This window comes from Bacillus bruguierae, assembly GCF_037104725.1.
GTDB classification, from domain to species: Bacteria; Bacillota; Bacilli; order Bacillales; family Bacillaceae_G; genus Bacillus_A; species Bacillus_A bruguierae.
The window spans coordinates 71,168-87,488 of the sequence record NZ_JBAWSX010000001.1; the positions used below are offsets into that span (position 1 = coordinate 71,168).

Annotated in this window: 15 protein-coding genes and 1 pseudogene; 12 read left to right on the top strand and 4 right to left on the bottom strand. The window is 37.0% G+C overall.

The window, feature by feature from the left end:
- Positions 1-53 precede the first annotated feature (53 nt).
- The 4 genes and pseudogenes from WAZ07_RS00365 (at position 54) to WAZ07_RS00375 (ending at position 1,794) form a co-directional block, all read left to right on the top strand.
- Positions 54-893 carry a DUF2935 domain-containing protein gene (locus tag WAZ07_RS00365; RefSeq protein ID WP_090918733.1) on the top strand — a complete coding sequence of 280 codons (840 nt, stop codon included), beginning with the start codon at positions 54-56 and terminating at the stop codon, positions 891-893.
- Positions 887-1,006, top strand: a pseudogene (locus WAZ07_RS26385) (DUF2935 domain-containing protein); the annotation flags it as partial. The gene WAZ07_RS00365 and the pseudogene WAZ07_RS26385, both read left to right, overlap by 7 nt.
- 178 nt (positions 1,007-1,184) lie before the next feature.
- Positions 1,185-1,388: a hypothetical protein gene (locus WAZ07_RS00370; RefSeq protein ID WP_336470876.1), complete on the top strand. Its 204-nt coding sequence runs from the start codon at positions 1,185-1,187 to the stop codon at positions 1,386-1,388.
- 100 nt (positions 1,389-1,488) lie between these two features.
- Positions 1,489-1,794: a YjdJ family protein gene (locus WAZ07_RS00375; RefSeq protein WP_336470877.1), complete on the top strand. Its 306-nt coding sequence runs from the start codon at positions 1,489-1,491 to the stop codon at positions 1,792-1,794.
- Positions 1,795-1,947: 153 nt separating this feature from the next.
- On the opposite strand, the gene WAZ07_RS00380 is transcribed toward WAZ07_RS00375, so the two are convergent.
- Positions 1,948-3,627 (bottom strand): LPXTG cell wall anchor domain-containing protein, encoded by a 1,680-nt coding sequence (locus WAZ07_RS00380; protein WP_336470878.1) that lies wholly within the window; start codon positions 3,625-3,627, stop codon positions 1,948-1,950.
- Positions 3,628-4,177: 550 nt separating this feature from the next.
- On the opposite strand from WAZ07_RS00380, the gene WAZ07_RS00385 reads away from it, so the two are divergent.
- The 3 genes from WAZ07_RS00385 (at position 4,178) to WAZ07_RS00395 (ending at position 5,119) form a co-directional block, all read left to right on the top strand.
- Positions 4,178-4,576 carry a VOC family protein gene (locus WAZ07_RS00385; protein WP_336470879.1) on the top strand — a complete coding sequence of 133 codons (399 nt, stop codon included), beginning with the start codon at positions 4,178-4,180 and terminating at the stop codon, positions 4,574-4,576.
- A gap of 122 nt (positions 4,577-4,698) precedes the next feature.
- Entirely contained in the window at positions 4,699-4,935 is a 237-nt protein-coding gene (locus WAZ07_RS00390; protein ID WP_090918724.1) for a DUF2553 family protein, read from the top strand.
- Position 4,936: 1 nt separating this feature from the next.
- Complete coding sequence (locus WAZ07_RS00395; RefSeq protein WP_090918722.1) at positions 4,937-5,119, top strand: sporulation protein Cse60; 183 nt, start codon at positions 4,937-4,939, stop codon at positions 5,117-5,119.
- Between the two features lie 276 nt (positions 5,120-5,395).
- On the opposite strand, the gene WAZ07_RS00400 is transcribed toward WAZ07_RS00395, so the two are convergent.
- Positions 5,396-6,844, bottom strand: coding sequence for an MDR family MFS transporter (locus WAZ07_RS00400; RefSeq protein ID WP_336470880.1), 1,449 nt, complete (start codon positions 6,842-6,844; stop codon positions 5,396-5,398).
- A gap of 70 nt (positions 6,845-6,914) precedes the next feature.
- The gene (locus WAZ07_RS00405) at positions 6,915-8,180 is read right to left on the bottom strand and encodes a BaiN/RdsA family NAD(P)/FAD-dependent oxidoreductase (protein ID WP_336470881.1); all 1,266 of its coding nucleotides are present in this window, start codon (positions 8,178-8,180) and stop codon (positions 6,915-6,917) included.
- Between the two features lie 152 nt (positions 8,181-8,332).
- Between WAZ07_RS00405 and WAZ07_RS00410 the strand changes: the two genes are divergently transcribed.
- Both WAZ07_RS00410 and WAZ07_RS00415 read left to right on the top strand, forming a co-directional pair.
- On the top strand, positions 8,333-9,982 hold the full coding sequence (locus WAZ07_RS00410; protein WP_336470882.1) for a putative polysaccharide biosynthesis protein: 1,650 nt from the start codon (positions 8,333-8,335) through the stop codon (positions 9,980-9,982).
- Between the two features lie 44 nt (positions 9,983-10,026).
- Complete coding sequence (locus tag WAZ07_RS00415; RefSeq protein WP_336470883.1) at positions 10,027-10,749, top strand: pseudouridine synthase; 723 nt, start codon at positions 10,027-10,029, stop codon at positions 10,747-10,749.
- A gap of 209 nt (positions 10,750-10,958) precedes the next feature.
- On the opposite strand, the gene WAZ07_RS00420 is transcribed toward WAZ07_RS00415, so the two are convergent.
- Entirely contained in the window at positions 10,959-11,180 is a 222-nt protein-coding gene (locus WAZ07_RS00420; RefSeq protein ID WP_090918771.1) for a DeoR family transcriptional regulator, read from the bottom strand.
- Between the two features lie 352 nt (positions 11,181-11,532).
- On the opposite strand from WAZ07_RS00420, the gene pepV reads away from it, so the two are divergent.
- The 3 genes from pepV (at position 11,533) to pulA (ending at position 16,092) form a co-directional block, all read left to right on the top strand.
- Positions 11,533-12,939, top strand: a complete 1,407-nt coding sequence (gene pepV, locus WAZ07_RS00425; protein ID WP_336470884.1) for a dipeptidase PepV — start codon at positions 11,533-11,535, stop codon at positions 12,937-12,939.
- 389 nt (positions 12,940-13,328) lie between these two features.
- The gene (thpR, locus tag WAZ07_RS00430; protein ID WP_336470885.1) at positions 13,329-13,883 is read left to right on the top strand and encodes an RNA 2',3'-cyclic phosphodiesterase; all 555 of its coding nucleotides are present in this window, start codon (positions 13,329-13,331) and stop codon (positions 13,881-13,883) included.
- Positions 13,884-13,950: 67 nt separating this feature from the next.
- Positions 13,951-16,092 (top strand): type I pullulanase, encoded by a 2,142-nt coding sequence (gene pulA, locus WAZ07_RS00435; RefSeq protein WP_336470886.1) that lies wholly within the window; start codon positions 13,951-13,953, stop codon positions 16,090-16,092.
- Positions 16,093-16,321: the final 229 nt, after the last annotated feature.

Consider the following 16,321-nt stretch of genomic DNA (forward strand, 5'->3'; position numbering starts at 1 on the left):
TATATCTATTCATAAGAATAGAACTAGCATAGTATTTACTGGAGGGATTGAAAATGGATAGATTACATCCTGATACGGGTGTTACATCTGGAGCGTTTGTTGAACGATCATTAAATGAAATTCGTTTTTGGTCTAGAATCATGAAAGAGCATTCTTTATTTCTTCGATTGGGGTTTAGATGTGAGGATACTCAACTAATCCAAGAGGCTAATCAATTTTACCGATTGTTTGAACATATCGAACAAATTGCACATTCCTATACAAATCAAACAGATCCTGAGCAAATAAAAAGATTTAATTCAGAAGTACAACAAGCTGCAACTAATATTTTCGGATTTAAACGAAAAATTCTAGGATTAATTCTCACATGTAAATTGCCAGGGCAAAATAATTTTCCACTGTTAGTTGATCATACAAGTAGGGAAGCTGATTATTTTAGAAATCGTTTAATTGAATTAAATGCGGGTAAATTGAATGCTCTTCCTGATGCCATTATTAAAGAAAATGTTTTCTTTTTAAGGATTATGGCAGACCATGCTAAATTTATTGGTCATCTTCTTGATCCATCGGAAAGAAAGCTTGTAGATATGGCCCGGAATTTTAGTAATGATTTTGATGAATTGATGTATCAAGCAATTGACTTAGAATCTATGAAACCACAATCTCAAACAGTTCCTCTTTTAGATCAATTTCTGGATCAAAATCGTGTGTCAGTCACATCTCTTCGGGACTTTAAGAAAACGGCACGTGATTTAATCGAGCAATGTAAAATAAAGAGTATCATTCACCCACTATTAGCAGACCATGTTTTCCGTGAAGCTGATAGATTCCTTGAAATAATTGATATGTTTGATGCGCATCTTACAAGCGTTAAATCACAATCTAGAATGTAATTAATCCTTTACTAGCGGATCACGTTGTAAGAGAAGCGAAGCATTTCCTCTTTATGATTCACGTTTTAGAACAGCGATTAAAACTAAAACAAATAGAGCAATTCGGACAGTAATCATATAGCTAGGATTCTCTAGTTTTAATATGGATATTGAATCATACTCTACAAACCTTTATTATGAATATATTGGATGTTATGTATTATTTTGGAGTTCTTGTTTTTTGACATATCAATTGCAAGATTTACGCTAGCTTTTATGTCAATTGTATATACATAGTAAAGGTGGATTTACATGTTCTTTCAGAAATATAAAGGTTTAATTCTTGCAGTAGCTGGTGCTGTTATTTACATGGTCACAACACTTTATTTTAAAGATTTAGATTATGGATATAGAGTGTGTATCAAAATATTTGCGGCAATCATGATAATTGTTGGAGGGATTATGATTGAGGATTCAAATCGCTTCTATAAAAAGCAGAGAGATAACAATGTATGACATATGATCGTTTAAAACGATACATGTACAGGAGAGTGCCTACCGAGTATAAACTTGGAGGCGCTTTGTTTTGTTTATAAAATAAAAAGGAGAATAGTGTATGAAAACAAGGTACATCGTTCAATTCGGGATAGCAATTATCTTCTTCAGCGTTTCCGCTCTTATTAGTTGGTACGAAGGAAGTAATCTAATCGAGGATTCATTTGAATGGAAATATTCCGCTAAGTTTACGAATTATTTTAAAGGGCCAGTTTCAAATTATGACGACATTTTGCAAATCGATTTTTTTGTATATGCAGCTAAATTTTACCCGGTGCCAGTACTAATTATGGTTGCGAGTTTTGAGTATATGTTGTTTTTAAGTATGTATCTTATTTTGAAGAAAAGAGGCATTTATAAAGTTTAGAAGTAGTTATGTATACTGATAATCTGCTTTTTTCCCAAAACAAATGAGCGTTTCACACATTTCATTCCTACTTTGTCATAATGTTTGTGAAGTAAAAAGAAATCAAATTGATCCTCATAAAAGGATTCAATCTGATTTCTTTTTTTATTTCTATTATTCTCCTTCTCGCTGTGCCTTTCTTCGCAAGAACCAAGCTCCAAGGAGTGCAAGAGCTCCAGCGATTCCAGTTGTTTCAACAGCAGAACCTGTTTGTGGAAGTGATTGGGATTTCGTTGAGTTGTTAACTTGACCTGTTCCATTCGTGTTACTGTTATTAGAATTGTTATTGCCACTGTTAGAATTTCCATTGTTATTAGAGTTGTTATTGCCGTTGTTGGAATTTCCGTTATTATTGTTATTCCCATTTCCATTGTTTGTATTATCTGTTTGTGAGAATACTAGTTTTGTTGATTCACTCTCTAACCATTTATCAGTCTTTTTGTATCGAATGAGGGCTTTTTTACCTTCTTCGACTGAAAGGTGTCCATTAATCATGAAATCATGCCATGTTTTTCCTTCATTAAGAGAGTATTCCATATGTTGAGTTACGCCTAAAATCTTCTTGTTTTTCATATCAGCAAGGACAACTGGTGCATCTGGACGATCACTGTGAGTTGAGAATTGATAATCAAAATAATAACCAAAAGCCTCTTGCCCATTATCAGGCTTAAAATCTTGCTGTAACAATTCAAGATGCTTTTTCGCAAATGGTCCATTTTTTAAATCAAATTTATTTTCTACGATATTTAAATAAGAAAGTTTGGATGTGTTTAAGTTAGGCAAATCATTCAGTGCATTGTTATTTAATTGGATATTGTGAAGTATTACGTTTGGATTGAACTGTATAGAAGAAAGTGCATTGTGTTCTGCAAGGAGAGTGTGCAATGCAACTTGATTTTTTAAGTTCAAATTTGTTAGATTGTTGTTAGATACATCAAGTGTGTCTAGTTTCGATTCTTTTGGTAAACGTAATTCTTTCATACCATTATGTATAGCTGACAGATCCGTTAGTTTCGTTTGGTTAGATACATCTAATACAGCAATTTGATTGTTTTCTAAATGCAATGATTGTAGATCTTTATTTTCAGATAAAGAAAGTGCATTGATTCCTAAGTTGCTTATACCTAAGCGCTTTAGTTTCTTATTGCCTGATAAATCAATAGAAAGAGGCGATTTAGTTAATGCCGTATTTACATTATTATTTGCATACAAATTAAGATCTTCTAAATTCGGTAATAACTGAAATCCTTGTAAAGAAGTGAATGTTCCCTCGTTTGTAATGTAAAGCTTTGTTACTTGTTTTAATTCTTCTTTTGTTACTTTATCGTCAGGTGTTTTTTCAAGTTCACTAGCAACTGCATCGGCAATGGTTGCGTCAGGGAACATTTCTGAGATTGTTTGTTTTACTGGAGCTTGTGCTTGTTGGTTTGTTTCCTCTTTTAATTTTTCTTCTTTTGTAGGTTCCGTTTGCTGAGGTGTTGGTTTATTTTCTTGTGAAGATGGAGCCGCTGTTTGGCTTTGTTCTTGTACAGGTTTCGTTTGTTCAGTTGGCTTTTGTTCTTGTACAGGCTTTGCTTGTTCAGTTAGTTTTTGTTCTTGTTCGGACTTGGATTCTTGCTTTTGCACAGTTTCAGGAGCATTCGTTTGTTTTGATTCAAGTTCTTTCTGATTTACATTTTCTTTTTTTTCTTCTGAAGTAACAGTCTTTGTTTCGTTCGTTTGAGCAAACGTACTCATAGGTTGCAGTAATAAGGATGTAGCTGCGACTGCTGGTAAAGCGTATTTTTTCTTCACTAGAAACCACCTCTGAATTTTGAATTTTTTTAAAACTACACAAGAAATTTATACCAAAAATTACAATATTAATCAATATAATTAAATTTTTTGTAGGTTTTTCTGTATATGTAGCGAAATTTTACTCTATACCAACCTTAATTGTGGTTACTAGTTTTAGATATATATAAATCCAAATTAAAAACCTGACATAAACCCCTTTTCTTTTTAGATGGTCGAGAGCATCTGGCCATGCGTAGAAGCGGTCAGTTCCTTTTTCTTCCACGTGCGAAGTTCAAACAAAGAGAGAAAGAAAGTAGCAGGTTATTTTTTGTTCAGCATGGCGACGACTTGTGTGTTGGAAAATCAAGTTGGATTTATATATATTGCTAAGTATGGATATTGTTTTGAAAAAATAAATGATTTTTATTGATTTTGCTAGGGGTATATTTTTATTAATTTATAAATCTTTTGTCTTATTTTATCTCATCCTAATGAGTGATTTTAAGAAGCATATGGCTATTTTATAATAGAAGTTGAAAGTATTCTAAAATGATAGGGAGAGAATTGTATGGAAAGTTGGGTTCAATTTAGAATAGCAAGACCGACAGACAAATTTGAAGAAATAATTCGGTTTTACGAAGAAGGATTGGGGTTAAAACGTATAGGCGAGTTTCACAATCATGAAGGCTATGATGGGGTAATGTTTGGATTACCTGGTGTAGAATATCATTTAGAGTTTACAAGGCATATGAACGGAAGTCCATGTCCTGCTCCGACAAAAGATAATTTACTTGTATTTTATATGCCGGATAAAGTTAAAATCGAAAACATAAATAATAGATTAAATACAATGGGATATTTTGAAGTTGAACCAGAAAACCCTTATTGGAAAGAAAAAGGAATTACCATAGAAGATCCGGATGGTTGGAGAATTGTACTTATGAATACAGAGGGGTTACAGCAGTAAGCTCGCTAATATGGCACGTCTCTCTTTTTTTCCACAGCATATCCCCTTAATTTTCATTCATAAAATCAAAAATCCTTAATACAATAAACCAATCCGTTCTTTTTCGAAAGGAGGGCTGGGAGATGAGTCGTACAATTAAAATTGATATTACAGACAAGGTAGTGGCGAAGTTCAAAACAGATTATTTGGAATTATACTCTAATAAATTTATGATTGGTAAATTTTATGTCTATACTGAAGAGAAGCAGTATGTATTAGAAGATGGCTATTTATATGAAGATGGTAAGTTTTATCGCATCATTGATACGCGCCGAGATAACAGTCCAGCAGTAGAAGGTTGTGACTTAGGATGGTGTTAATGTGATTCGCGTGAAAATATTTGATGAAAGTCATGAAAAGGATTTAGAAGAGGCTATCAATGTCTTTTTGAAGAAAGTGGATGAAGAAAAAATTGTAGATATTAAGTACCAAGTATCGGTTTCGAACAATGATGAAGAGAGTCAGATTTATTGTTTCTCTGCGATGATTATATATCGGTCTTAAATACAAAAACAGACGACGCGAAGTCGTCTGTTTTGTATTTATTCCGCTATTTGCGGGCAGTAAAGACTCGGGAAACACGTGGGAGGTAACTACCCGTAAAAGCTCAATTCCCTAAGTGGGGGATGAAGAATCCCCCCACTTAGGGAATTGAGCTTTATCGGCGGAAATCCCTCATATATCGGCGATTTGAAGCGATATAAAGATCTTTCGACACAACCTAACACGAATCCCCCTTTCTACCGAGGGACATTTATAACAGAACGTCTATTTCATTTTCTACAGTGCAGTGCCTTTTTGCTGCGGTGCAACTGTTTCTTGTTGTTTAGATTGTAAGCATACCCATGCAATAACTAAACTGATAACGGCTAATATAAACGTGCCGCTAAAGATAATATGAACACTAGAAGCTAATACTTCTTGCGATCCTGTAGCAGTACTTCCATGTTCTGAAGTTACTAAGTTTACATTTCCTTCTCCTGCGCTGTGGATTACTGTATTGAAAATCGTTCCAAATACTGCTGCCCCTAGCGTTTGGCTAAATGTATTAATAAATGTATTTAAACCGACTGCTGTTCCGCGTTTATTTGCAGGGACAGAAGCTTGAATTGTGACCATAAAGATTGGTGTTATAAGTCCCATTCCAAGGCCAAACATACCCATTGCAATGTAAATAAGAGATGGGTGCGAATGAGTAGATAGCATGAATAATAAGAGCGTTGAAGCGGATAAAATGCTGCCACCAAGTAAAATAATTTGTTTTGTTTGTAAACGGCCAACTAAGTTACCGGACATCATCGCACCAACTGTCCAAAATACAGGAATTGGCATCAGAATCATACCGGCTTCCGTTGCATTTTTTCCTAATACCCCTTGTGTCCAAATTGGAAGGTACATTGTAATACTAATAATCATCGCACCAGTGATTAACGTTAATACGTTCACGATAGATACAGTTCGGTTAGAGAACAGATCTAACGGAATTAATGGTTCTGGTGATTTTTTTTCTACAAATAAGAAAAGGATAAATGCGAAAACGGCAAATACCAGTAGGCCGATAATTGTGATATCGCCCCAGTTTTGATGCTGACTTCCTGTTAGTAGCGCATAAAGTAAGGCAATCGTACTAAGTGAGAAGATAACAGCACCTGGATAATCGATATGATGTTTTGCTGGTTTGATGGATTCTTTATAAGAAATCGCAATCATCACACAAGCAAAGATTCCAAATGGAATGTTTAAGAAAAAGATATAACGCCAAGAGAGTGAATCGACTAAAAACCCGCCAACTAACGGCCCAACAACACCAGATACACCCCAAACAGCGCTCAGCCAACCTTGCGCTTTTGCTCTATCTTTTGCTTCGCTATATAAGTCACCGATAATTGTCATTGTAATTGGCATAACAGCACCTGCTCCTACTCCTTGCAGGGCGCGGAACAGAATTAATTGTTCCATTGATGTTGCAACGCCGCATAATGTAGAGCCGATTAAAAAGATGGCAGCTCCAATTAATAGTACTTTTTTACGTCCAAATAAGTCTGCTAGCTTCCCGTAAATCGGTGTTGTTACTGCGGTTGCTAACATATAAATCGCATACACCCAGCTTACAAGTCCTACCCCTGAAAGTTCGCTTGTAATGCGAGGCACCGCTGTGCTAACAATCGTTCCTTCAACAGCAGAAAGAAACGTCATTAACATTAAAGATATCATTACTTTTTTTCTCATCTGTTTTCCCCTTTTGTTTTTTACAATTAAAAATGAAAAGGAGGCTAGTAATTAGACTCCTTTTTTACTACTATATGGTAGCATTTTGACCAGCAGTCATTCCAGCAATTCGGCCTGTAACGAGTGCTGAGGTAATATTATACCCGCCAGTATAGCCGTGAATATCAAGAACTTCTCCGCAAAAATATAAGCCGTTCATGAGTTTTGATGACATTTCTTTCGGATTAATTTCTTTCACCGTCACACCGCCGCCTGTTACAAATGCTTTTTCAAGAGGCTGCGTTCCATTTACGGTAAAGGTAAATCCTTTGAAGTCTGCAGCAAGAGCGCGGATTTTTTCGTGAGAAATTTGTCCGCATTGCTGACTGCCGTCAATTTCATTTTTCTCTAATAGGAATAAGAAATACCGCTCAGGTACATAGCCTTTTAGTACATTTTTTACTGCTTTTTTCGGCTCTTCTTTTATTTGTTTCATCATGCGCTGAAAGAGTTGCTCGCTATGCTCCTCTGGCAATGCATCAATGCTCATTGTTACTTTGTTTGTTTTGAACTTTTTCATCGTTTTCAGGGCGAACTGACTGCAGCGAAGTGCTGCTGGCCCAGACACACCGAAGTGGGTAAAGAGCATATCCATTTTATGAGAGATAACCGCTTTTCCTTTTGGATTTAATACGCTTAGTTCTACATCACGAAGTGCTAAGCCTTGTAATGTACGGTCACGAATAAATGGTTCATTAGAAAGAATTGGTACTTCAGTTGGGAATAGTTCTGTAATCGTATGCCCTGCCTTTTCAGCCCAAGCATAACCATCCCCAGTAGAACCTGTATGCGGCACTGATTTCCCGCCAACTGCAATAACGACATGGTTCGTTTCAAGCACCTCACCATTTTGCAGGACAACCGCTTTCGTTTGCCCATTTTCATACTCTACAGTTTTAACAGGGAGATTTGTACGAATTGTAACGCGCAGTTCTTTTAAACGCGTTAGCAGTGCATCTACAACCGACTGAGCTTTGTTTGATACAGGAAACATGCGGCCATGATCTTCTTCTTTTAATTTTACGCCAAGCTTTTCGAAGAACTGAATAATATCTTCATTATTAAAAATAGAAAAGGCGCTATATAAGAAACGACCATTTCCAGGAATATGTTTTACAATTTCATCGAGCGGAAGACGGTTTGTTACGTTGCAGCGTCCACCGCCAGAAATAGCAAGCTTTCTTCCTAATTTGTCACCTTTATCAAGAAGTAAGACGCGTGCACCTTCTTCAGCAGCACCGATTGCTGCCATTAATCCAGAAGGACCGCCTCCAATGACAATTACATCATAATGCATATAAATCGACCTCATTTTCTTGTTTTGCTGCATTCAAGAATATCACGTTTTCATAGAAAAGAAAAATGAAGGGATATACTGTTAAGAAGAGAAAGTATGGTACAATACAAAGGTTGGAGTTCAGCGTTTGGAATAATAGAGGAGGATTTTTTATGTCCGATTCAAAATTTTTACGCGGAACGCTTATTGTGACGCTTGGGACGTTTTTAGTAAAGTTCCTCGGCATGATTTATGTTTTTCCGTTTCATGCGTTAGTTGGCACAGAAGGCGGGACGTTATACACATATGGATATATTCCATATACAATCTTTTTAAGTATCGCAACGGCAGGAGTGCCGCTTGCAGTTTCGAAGTTTGTTTCGAAATATAATGCGCTTGGAGATTATAAGACGAGCCGGAGAATGTTTCGCTCCGGTATGGTTATGATGATCATAAGCGGAATACTTTCTTTTTTAGTCTTGTATATGACAGCACCGTTATTTGCTGAGGCAATGCTAGGGAAGAAGAATTTACATAACAGCTTAGAAGATGTAACAGTGATTATTCGTCTCGTTAGTTTTGCGCTTCTTGTTGTACCAGCGGCAAGTTTAATTCGCGGCTACTTTCAAGGGTTCCAATCAATGGGGCCAACAACCGTTTCACAAATTATTGAACAAATTATTCGTATTGTATTTTTACTTGTAGGTAGTTTTATCGTTATAAAAGTAATAAAAGGTTCAGTCGCAACAGCAGTTGGTGTGGCGACATTTGCAGCGTTTGTTTCCGCCATCGGGGCATTGGCTGTACTTATTTGGTATTGGATGAAGCGAAAGCATCATTTAAATCAATACATCATTAATCAAACAGTACCAGAATCAGCAGTTCGAACATTTGACTTATTTAAAGAACTGTTTGCTTATGCGATTCCTTATGTTGTGATTGGGTTAACGATTCCGCTTTATCAACAAATTGACACGTTAACGTTTAATGCAATGATGCAAGCAATTGGACAAGGGGATATTGCAGAACGTGCCCTTGGTATATTTACAATGTGGACACATAAATTAATAATGATTCCAGTATCGCTTGCAGCGGCGTACAGTTTAACGCTCGTACCAGCGATTACAAAATCGTTTACAGAAGGGCAGTTCGGTTATTTGAAACAGCAAATTACACAAACGTTTCAAGTAAATATGTTTTTAACATTACCAGCTGTCATTGGAATTTCCACTTTAGCGTATCCAATTTATACAGCATTTTATGAAGCTGATCCGCTTGGCGGAAAAGTATTAATGTGGTACGCTCCAGTTGCATTATTATTTGCATTATTCACAGTAACAGCAGCTATTTTGCAAGGCATTAATCAGCAGAAGCATGCGATTATTGCACTTGGCATGGGGGTTATTTTAAAATTCTTATGTAATGTGCTGTTCATTCGTTATTTTGGAACAATCGGTGCGGTTGTAGCAACAGGTGTAGGATTCGCTGTATCCGTTTGGTATACCAATAAACAAATTCGAAAGTATGCTCACTTTTCATTTGCACTTGTGTATAAACGAACGTTTCAAATTGCAGTATTAACAGCGGCGATGGTCGTAGTTGTTAAAGTATTATTATGGATTCTTTCCTTTATGCTTCCATATGAGACAAGCCGCCCTGCGGCACTTGTTACAACCTTCATTTGTGCAATGGGAGGAGCGGCTGTATACGGCTATTTAGCATTCCGGACTGGCGTAATAGAGCGAGTATTTGGCGGTGAATTTTTAGAGAAGATTCAGCGTAAACTTGGTGGTAGATTGAAGATCAAAACGAAAGGGGCGTAAATTGTGCGCCTCTCTTTTTCTAATTATACAAAGCAGGTGAAACGATGAGATTAGATAAATTATTAGCAAACATGGGTTATGGTAGTCGTAAAGAAGTGAAAAAATTATTAAAAGACGGCGTTGTAAAAATAGATGGCGTATCAGTGAAAGATGCGAAATATCATGTGAACGTGGAGGAACAAGAGGTTACGATTCACGGTGAAGTAGTGGAATATAAAGAATTTGTATACTTAATGATGCATAAACCTCAAGGTGTCATTTCTGCAACAGAAGATGATAATCATGAAACAGTGATTGATTTATTAGAAATGGAAGATGCAATTTTTGATCCGTTCCCAGTTGGAAGACTCGATATTGATACAGAAGGTTTTCTTTTATTAACGAATGATGGAAAACTAACGCATCAACTTCTTTCTCCGAAAAAGCATGTCCCGAAAAAATACTTTGCGAGAGTAGCTGGGAAAGTGACAGAAGAAGATGTTGTTGCGTTTAAAAAAGGCGTTATTTTAGATGATGGATATGAAACAAAGCCAGGTGAGCTGAAAATTCTTCAAAGCGATGATGTATCTGAAATTGAACTTGTTATTACAGAAGGGAAGTTTCATCAAGTAAAGCGCATGTTTGAAGCGGTTGGAAAAAAGGTTGTGTACTTAAAGCGTACAGAGATGGGTCCTTTAGTATTAGATGAGGAACTAGAGCTTGGGCAGTACCGTGAATTAACAGACGAAGAAGTAGAAATGCTAAAGTCTTATCACTCACAAGTATAAAGAGGTAAAAACGCTCTTTTTTAGATGGGAGAGAGGTTCTGGCGATGCATAGAGCGGTCAGGCCCTTTTTTTGCCACATGCGGTATTAAAACAAAGAGAGAAGACAGTGCAGGTTACAAGACTAAAATGGATTTATATCATAATCAAAAAGACCCCCATTCTTTCTATAAAGAATGGGGGTATGTATATAATAACTCAAGTTATACTCATCACGAGGTCATTCTCACTTTCTTTCCTGTTGTTGTCCACTTACCACGGCAAGGGCTATACACGAGTTCATTAAATTGCAACACATTCAGATCGCGCTGTATCGTTCGCGGTGTGATCCCGAACTCATCTACAAGGTCTTGCGTCGTTACGGTGCCTTTCTCATTAATGTAAATATAGATCGATTTAATGCGTGTTAGCATACGAGTAGTTGTAGGTTTTATCAAAAAACCACTCCTCTACAAGTTTTTTGACCCATTCAGGAAAGAAGGTCTTTATTTCCATTGTACTCCAAATGAAAAAAAACATGCTCTAACTTGCTCAAATTTTACAAAATTTTAATATGTGATAGAGTTTGTAGAAAGAAAGTTGTTGATATTTTGTTTCTCTTTATCAACTATCTTATAAATTTCTACGTAAAACGTCAAATTCCTGCAAAAAAATTTAAAAAAATAAGAAAAAACTAATTTTAATTATCTGAAATATTAAAATTGTTCGTTATTAGACTTAAGCTTGCTAGCATAAAAAGAGATCGTTTGCTATGATGAAAAAGAGAATAGAGAAGAGGGTGAAAGTATGACAAATATAAATTGGATGCAAGAAGTAGAGAAACGAAAAGATGCTCTGATTCACGATGTGCAGCAATTTTTACAAATTAAAAGTGTATGGGAAGAAGAAACGGAAAAAGAAGGAGCACCGTTTGGAGAAGGTGTAGCAAAAGCATTATCTTTCATGTTAGATAAGGGAGAGACTGACGGATTTCTTTCTAAAAATTTAGAGGGATATGCAGGGCATTTAGAAATGGGACAAGGAGAAGAAATTGTTGGTATTTTATGTCACGTCGACGTAGTGCCAGAAGGAGATGGCTGGACAACGCCTGCATACAGCGCTGATATTCGTGACGGTAAAATCTTTGCACGCGGTGCGATTGATGATAAAGGCCCAACAATGGCAGCTTACTACGCAATGAAAATTGTAAAAGAACTAGAATTGCCGCTTTCTAAACGTGTTCGCATGATTTTAGGAACGGATGAAGAAAGTAATTGGAAGTGCGTAGACCATTACTTTAAACACGAAGAGATGCCGACGATGGGATTTGCTCCGGATGCAGATTTCCCAATTATTAATGCGGAAAAAGGAATTTGCGATTTATATGTTGTTCAAAATAAAAAAGAATATGCAGCAGGAGAAAATATATTAGTATCCTTCTCATCTGGACGCCGTTTAAATATGGTTCCTGATTTTGCAGAAGCTGCCCTAACGAGCGAAAAAGCAGTAGAACTTGCAAGTCAGTATGAGCAATATATACAAGAAGCAAAGAAAAACGGGAAAGCAATTGTGGAAGGGAATACAGTTAGGCTGCAAGTAGAAGGGATTTCGGCACACGGTTCTACGCCGGAACAAGGCGAAAATGCAGGCTTAACACTTGTGAACTTCTTAACAACAATCTCTTTAGATGAGCAAGGCGGCGCATTTGCTAGCTTAGCTGCGGAAACATTTACAAATGATACGCTTGGAGAAAAAGCTGGCATTGCGTATGCAGATGAGATTACAGGTCCATTAACAGTAAACGTTGGTCTTCTTTCTTATACAAAAGAAGAAGGCGGTAAGCTCGGATTAAATATTCGCTATCCAGTCACAACAAACTTAGAAGGAACGCTGCAAACATTAACAAATTATGTGAGTGCAAAAGACTTTGCTATCACAAATGTGTCAGACTCTCGCCCGCATCACGTTGATAAAGATCATGTATTAATTCGTACGCTTCAGCGTGTATATGAAGAACAAACAGGAGAAAAAGCCGAGTTATTAGCAATTGGCGGCGGTACATATGCACGTTCATTGAAGGCTGGTGTTGCGTTTGGTCCGCTATTCCCAGGGAAAGAAGAATTAGCGCATCAAAAAGATGAATATATTGAAATTGAAGATTTACTTAAAGCAACAGCGATTTATGCACATGCAATTTATGAATTAGCGAAGTAGTAGGATGGAAATCCAAAAACATAAAAGCTGTCTTTTTTAGGTGGGCTAGAGGGACTGGCCATGCTTAGAAGCGGTCAGGGCTTATGTCTCTGCCACGTGCCATGCGAAAATAAAGAGAGAAAACGAGGCAGGTCACTTTTTGTTCTCCGTACCAGTGACTGATGTGTTGAAAAGAACATAAAAACCTCTTTCTTTTAGTATGTACGAGAGGTACTGGTGACGCATAGAAAGAGGGAAAAGCATCTTCTTGCTACTTGCAATATGATATGTTAAAAAATCGAAACCAATGAATGAACCGCTCTTGATAAGGAGAGCGGCTTCTTTCATATGTATGGAGAATCAGCTTCACACGAATAATAGATGTATCCTGGAAAAAGGAGAGAGAAAAGATGGCGAGACATTATTTTATTGCAGTGAAATTACCAAATGAGATAAAGAACATATTGGCAGAGTGGAAAGAAATGATAGAAGAAACGACGCCATTTCGTTCTTGGGTACATAAAGAAGACTACCATATTACACTTTCGTTTTTAGGAAGTGCTGAGGAGAGGCAACTTGAAAAGTTAAAATTAGACTTGCAGCAGCTAGCAGAAATGTCCCGTTTTTCACTTACATTGCAAGGGTGTCATACATTTGGTGTAAAAGAACAGCCACGTGTTTTTTGGATAGGAGTGGAAGAAGAACGGGCTTTGTTCGACTTACAAAAAGAAGTGTATACGATATGTGAGCAAAATGGTTTTCAATTAGAAACGCGTCCGTATCATCCTCATATTACCGTAGCTCGTAAGTGGAAAGGAGAAGAGGCGTTTGATAAAAATCAGCTTCCCGCCCTGCTGCGGCGTATATTTGAAGTGGAAACAGTAACGTTATATGAAACACATATAGAACGGATGCCAAAGTACGAGGCGATCTATGAAATATATTTACAGAATACACAAGCTTGAAAACGTTTTCTGATTTTTTGAATATACTATAGAAAACGGAATGTCTCTTGGGAGGGTGTGGATACATATGTTAAGCATACAGCGTACATTTGAAGCATATTTAGATGAAATGGATAAAATTACAGTTTTACTTCCGCATGCATACGGGACGAGTAGCGTATTCCATTTAAAACAAGGTGCAAATGAATGGGAGCTTGCAATCAATTGTGTCACCTCCCTTCCACATGTAACGAAATATGAGTGTAAAGTTAGCGAACCAATTACATTGAGTAACTGTTATATCATACGTGATGAACGCAAGGCAGAAACCGACTTACAGATGGGTGCTGTCATTCGGACAGAGAAATTTGATGAGTTATATATGTACGAAGGACGAGATTTAGGTGCTTCTTATTCCTACATTCAAACTGTATTTAAAGTGTGGGCACCAACAGCTACAAAAGCAAAAGTTCGTATTTATGAAAGTGAAACAGTGTATAAGGATTATGAAATGGAAGGACAGGAAAAAGGTGTTTGGAGTTACGAGTTAACGGGAGACTGGGACGGTGCAAAGTATACCTTTCTCGTCTGCATTAATTTAATTTGGCGAGAAGCGGTTGATCCATATGCAAAATCAGTGACTGTAAACGGTACGTACGGAATTGTTGTAAACCTTGCGAAAACATATGTGCAAGATGAGGAACCACTACCTCTTATGACTTCTATGACGGATGCTGTTATTTATGAGGCTCATATTCGTGATATGACAGTTCATCCTCATAGCGGCGCAATGTATAAAGGGAAATATCTCGGTTTAACAGAAGAAGGAACGACAGGAGAACGAGGGACGGTAACAGGCCTTTCTTATATAAAGGAATTAGGTGTTACACATCTTGAACTATTACCGATTCATCATTATGCCGGAGTCGATGAGGAACAGCCATTTGCAACGTATAATTGGGGGTATAATCCGTTATTTTATAATGTTCCAAATGGTAGCTATGCAACAAATCCTCTAGATCCGTACAATCGAATTGTTGAATGTAAACAAATGATTCAAGCACTTCATCGAAATGGTTTGCGCGTCATTATCGATGTTGTTTATAACCATGTGTATGAAAGAGAAACATCTTCTTTTGAAAAGCTTGTACCCGGATATTATTTTCGGCATGATGAAAATGGAATGCCGTCAAATGGGACGGGGGTTGGAAACGATATTGCCTCAGAGCGCAAGATGGTGCAGAGGTTTATTGTCGATTCAGTGTTATATTGGTTAACAGAGTATAAGGTGGATGGTTTCCGGTTTGACTTAATGGGAATTTTAGATGTTGAGACAATGAACGAAATCCGGCAGAAAGTAAATGAAGTAAAAGAGCATGTAATATTACTAGGTGAAGGATGGAATTTACAAACACCGCTTGCTGCGGATCAGAAGGCAACATTACAAAATGCAGCGAAACTACCATGTATCGCCCAGTTTAATGATCAATTTCGTGATGGAATTAAGGGAAGTACATTTGACGTGCAAAAATGCGGGTATGCGCTCGGGGAGACAACAAATAAAGAGCATATTCAATACTTGCTTACAGGAAGTATCCCTTATTTCAAACAGAAGAGTTTATTTATAGAACCTGTGCAAAGCATTAACTATGTAGAATGTCACGATAACATGACGATGTGGGATAAGATTATAGGTAGTAGTAAAGAAGAGGAACATATGCAAAAACGCCGCCATCGCCTTGCAACAACGATGACACTATTAGCACAAGGTATTCCGTTTTTACATGCTGGTCAAGAATTTTATCGTACAAAGCAAGGAAATGAAAATAGTTATAATGCTCCGGACTGTATTAATCAAATGGACTGGGATCAAAAAGAACGAGAAGAAGAAACGATTTCTTATATAAAAGGAATCATTCGTATTCGCAAATCACACGGAGCATTTCGTTTTGCGTCTTCTGAATTGATTAAGCGGCATATGTCCTTTTTTAATACAGCTCCTTCTGTAATTGCATATTATTTACAAGATGTGCAGCAGTTTGGACCGTGGAAAGAGATTGTTGTGTTATTTCATAACGGAATAGAGGAGCAAACGGTTTCATTGCCTAAAGGTGGTACATGGCACGTACTTGCAAATGACGGAAAAGCGCATGAAAGTGTAATTTCTTCATTTGAGGGAGAGACAATTACCATTGCCCCGATTAGCACCTATATATTGACGAAATTGTGACGAATCGCCCCTTGACGATGCGAATATAATAAATGTAAAATTGAATAAGGTGGCTATTTAGTTAAGTTGCCAGTCTATTATTATTTTTGTAAAATAAAGTAAAAGGGTAAGCGGCTTGTCTGTTTCTTTTTCACTTTTACTTACTACTTGAAGCAGAATGGATGGAAACCCTGGGCATATGTTTGGATATGTTGTGGTTTTTCTTTTCATAACTATAAAAGATAAGGAA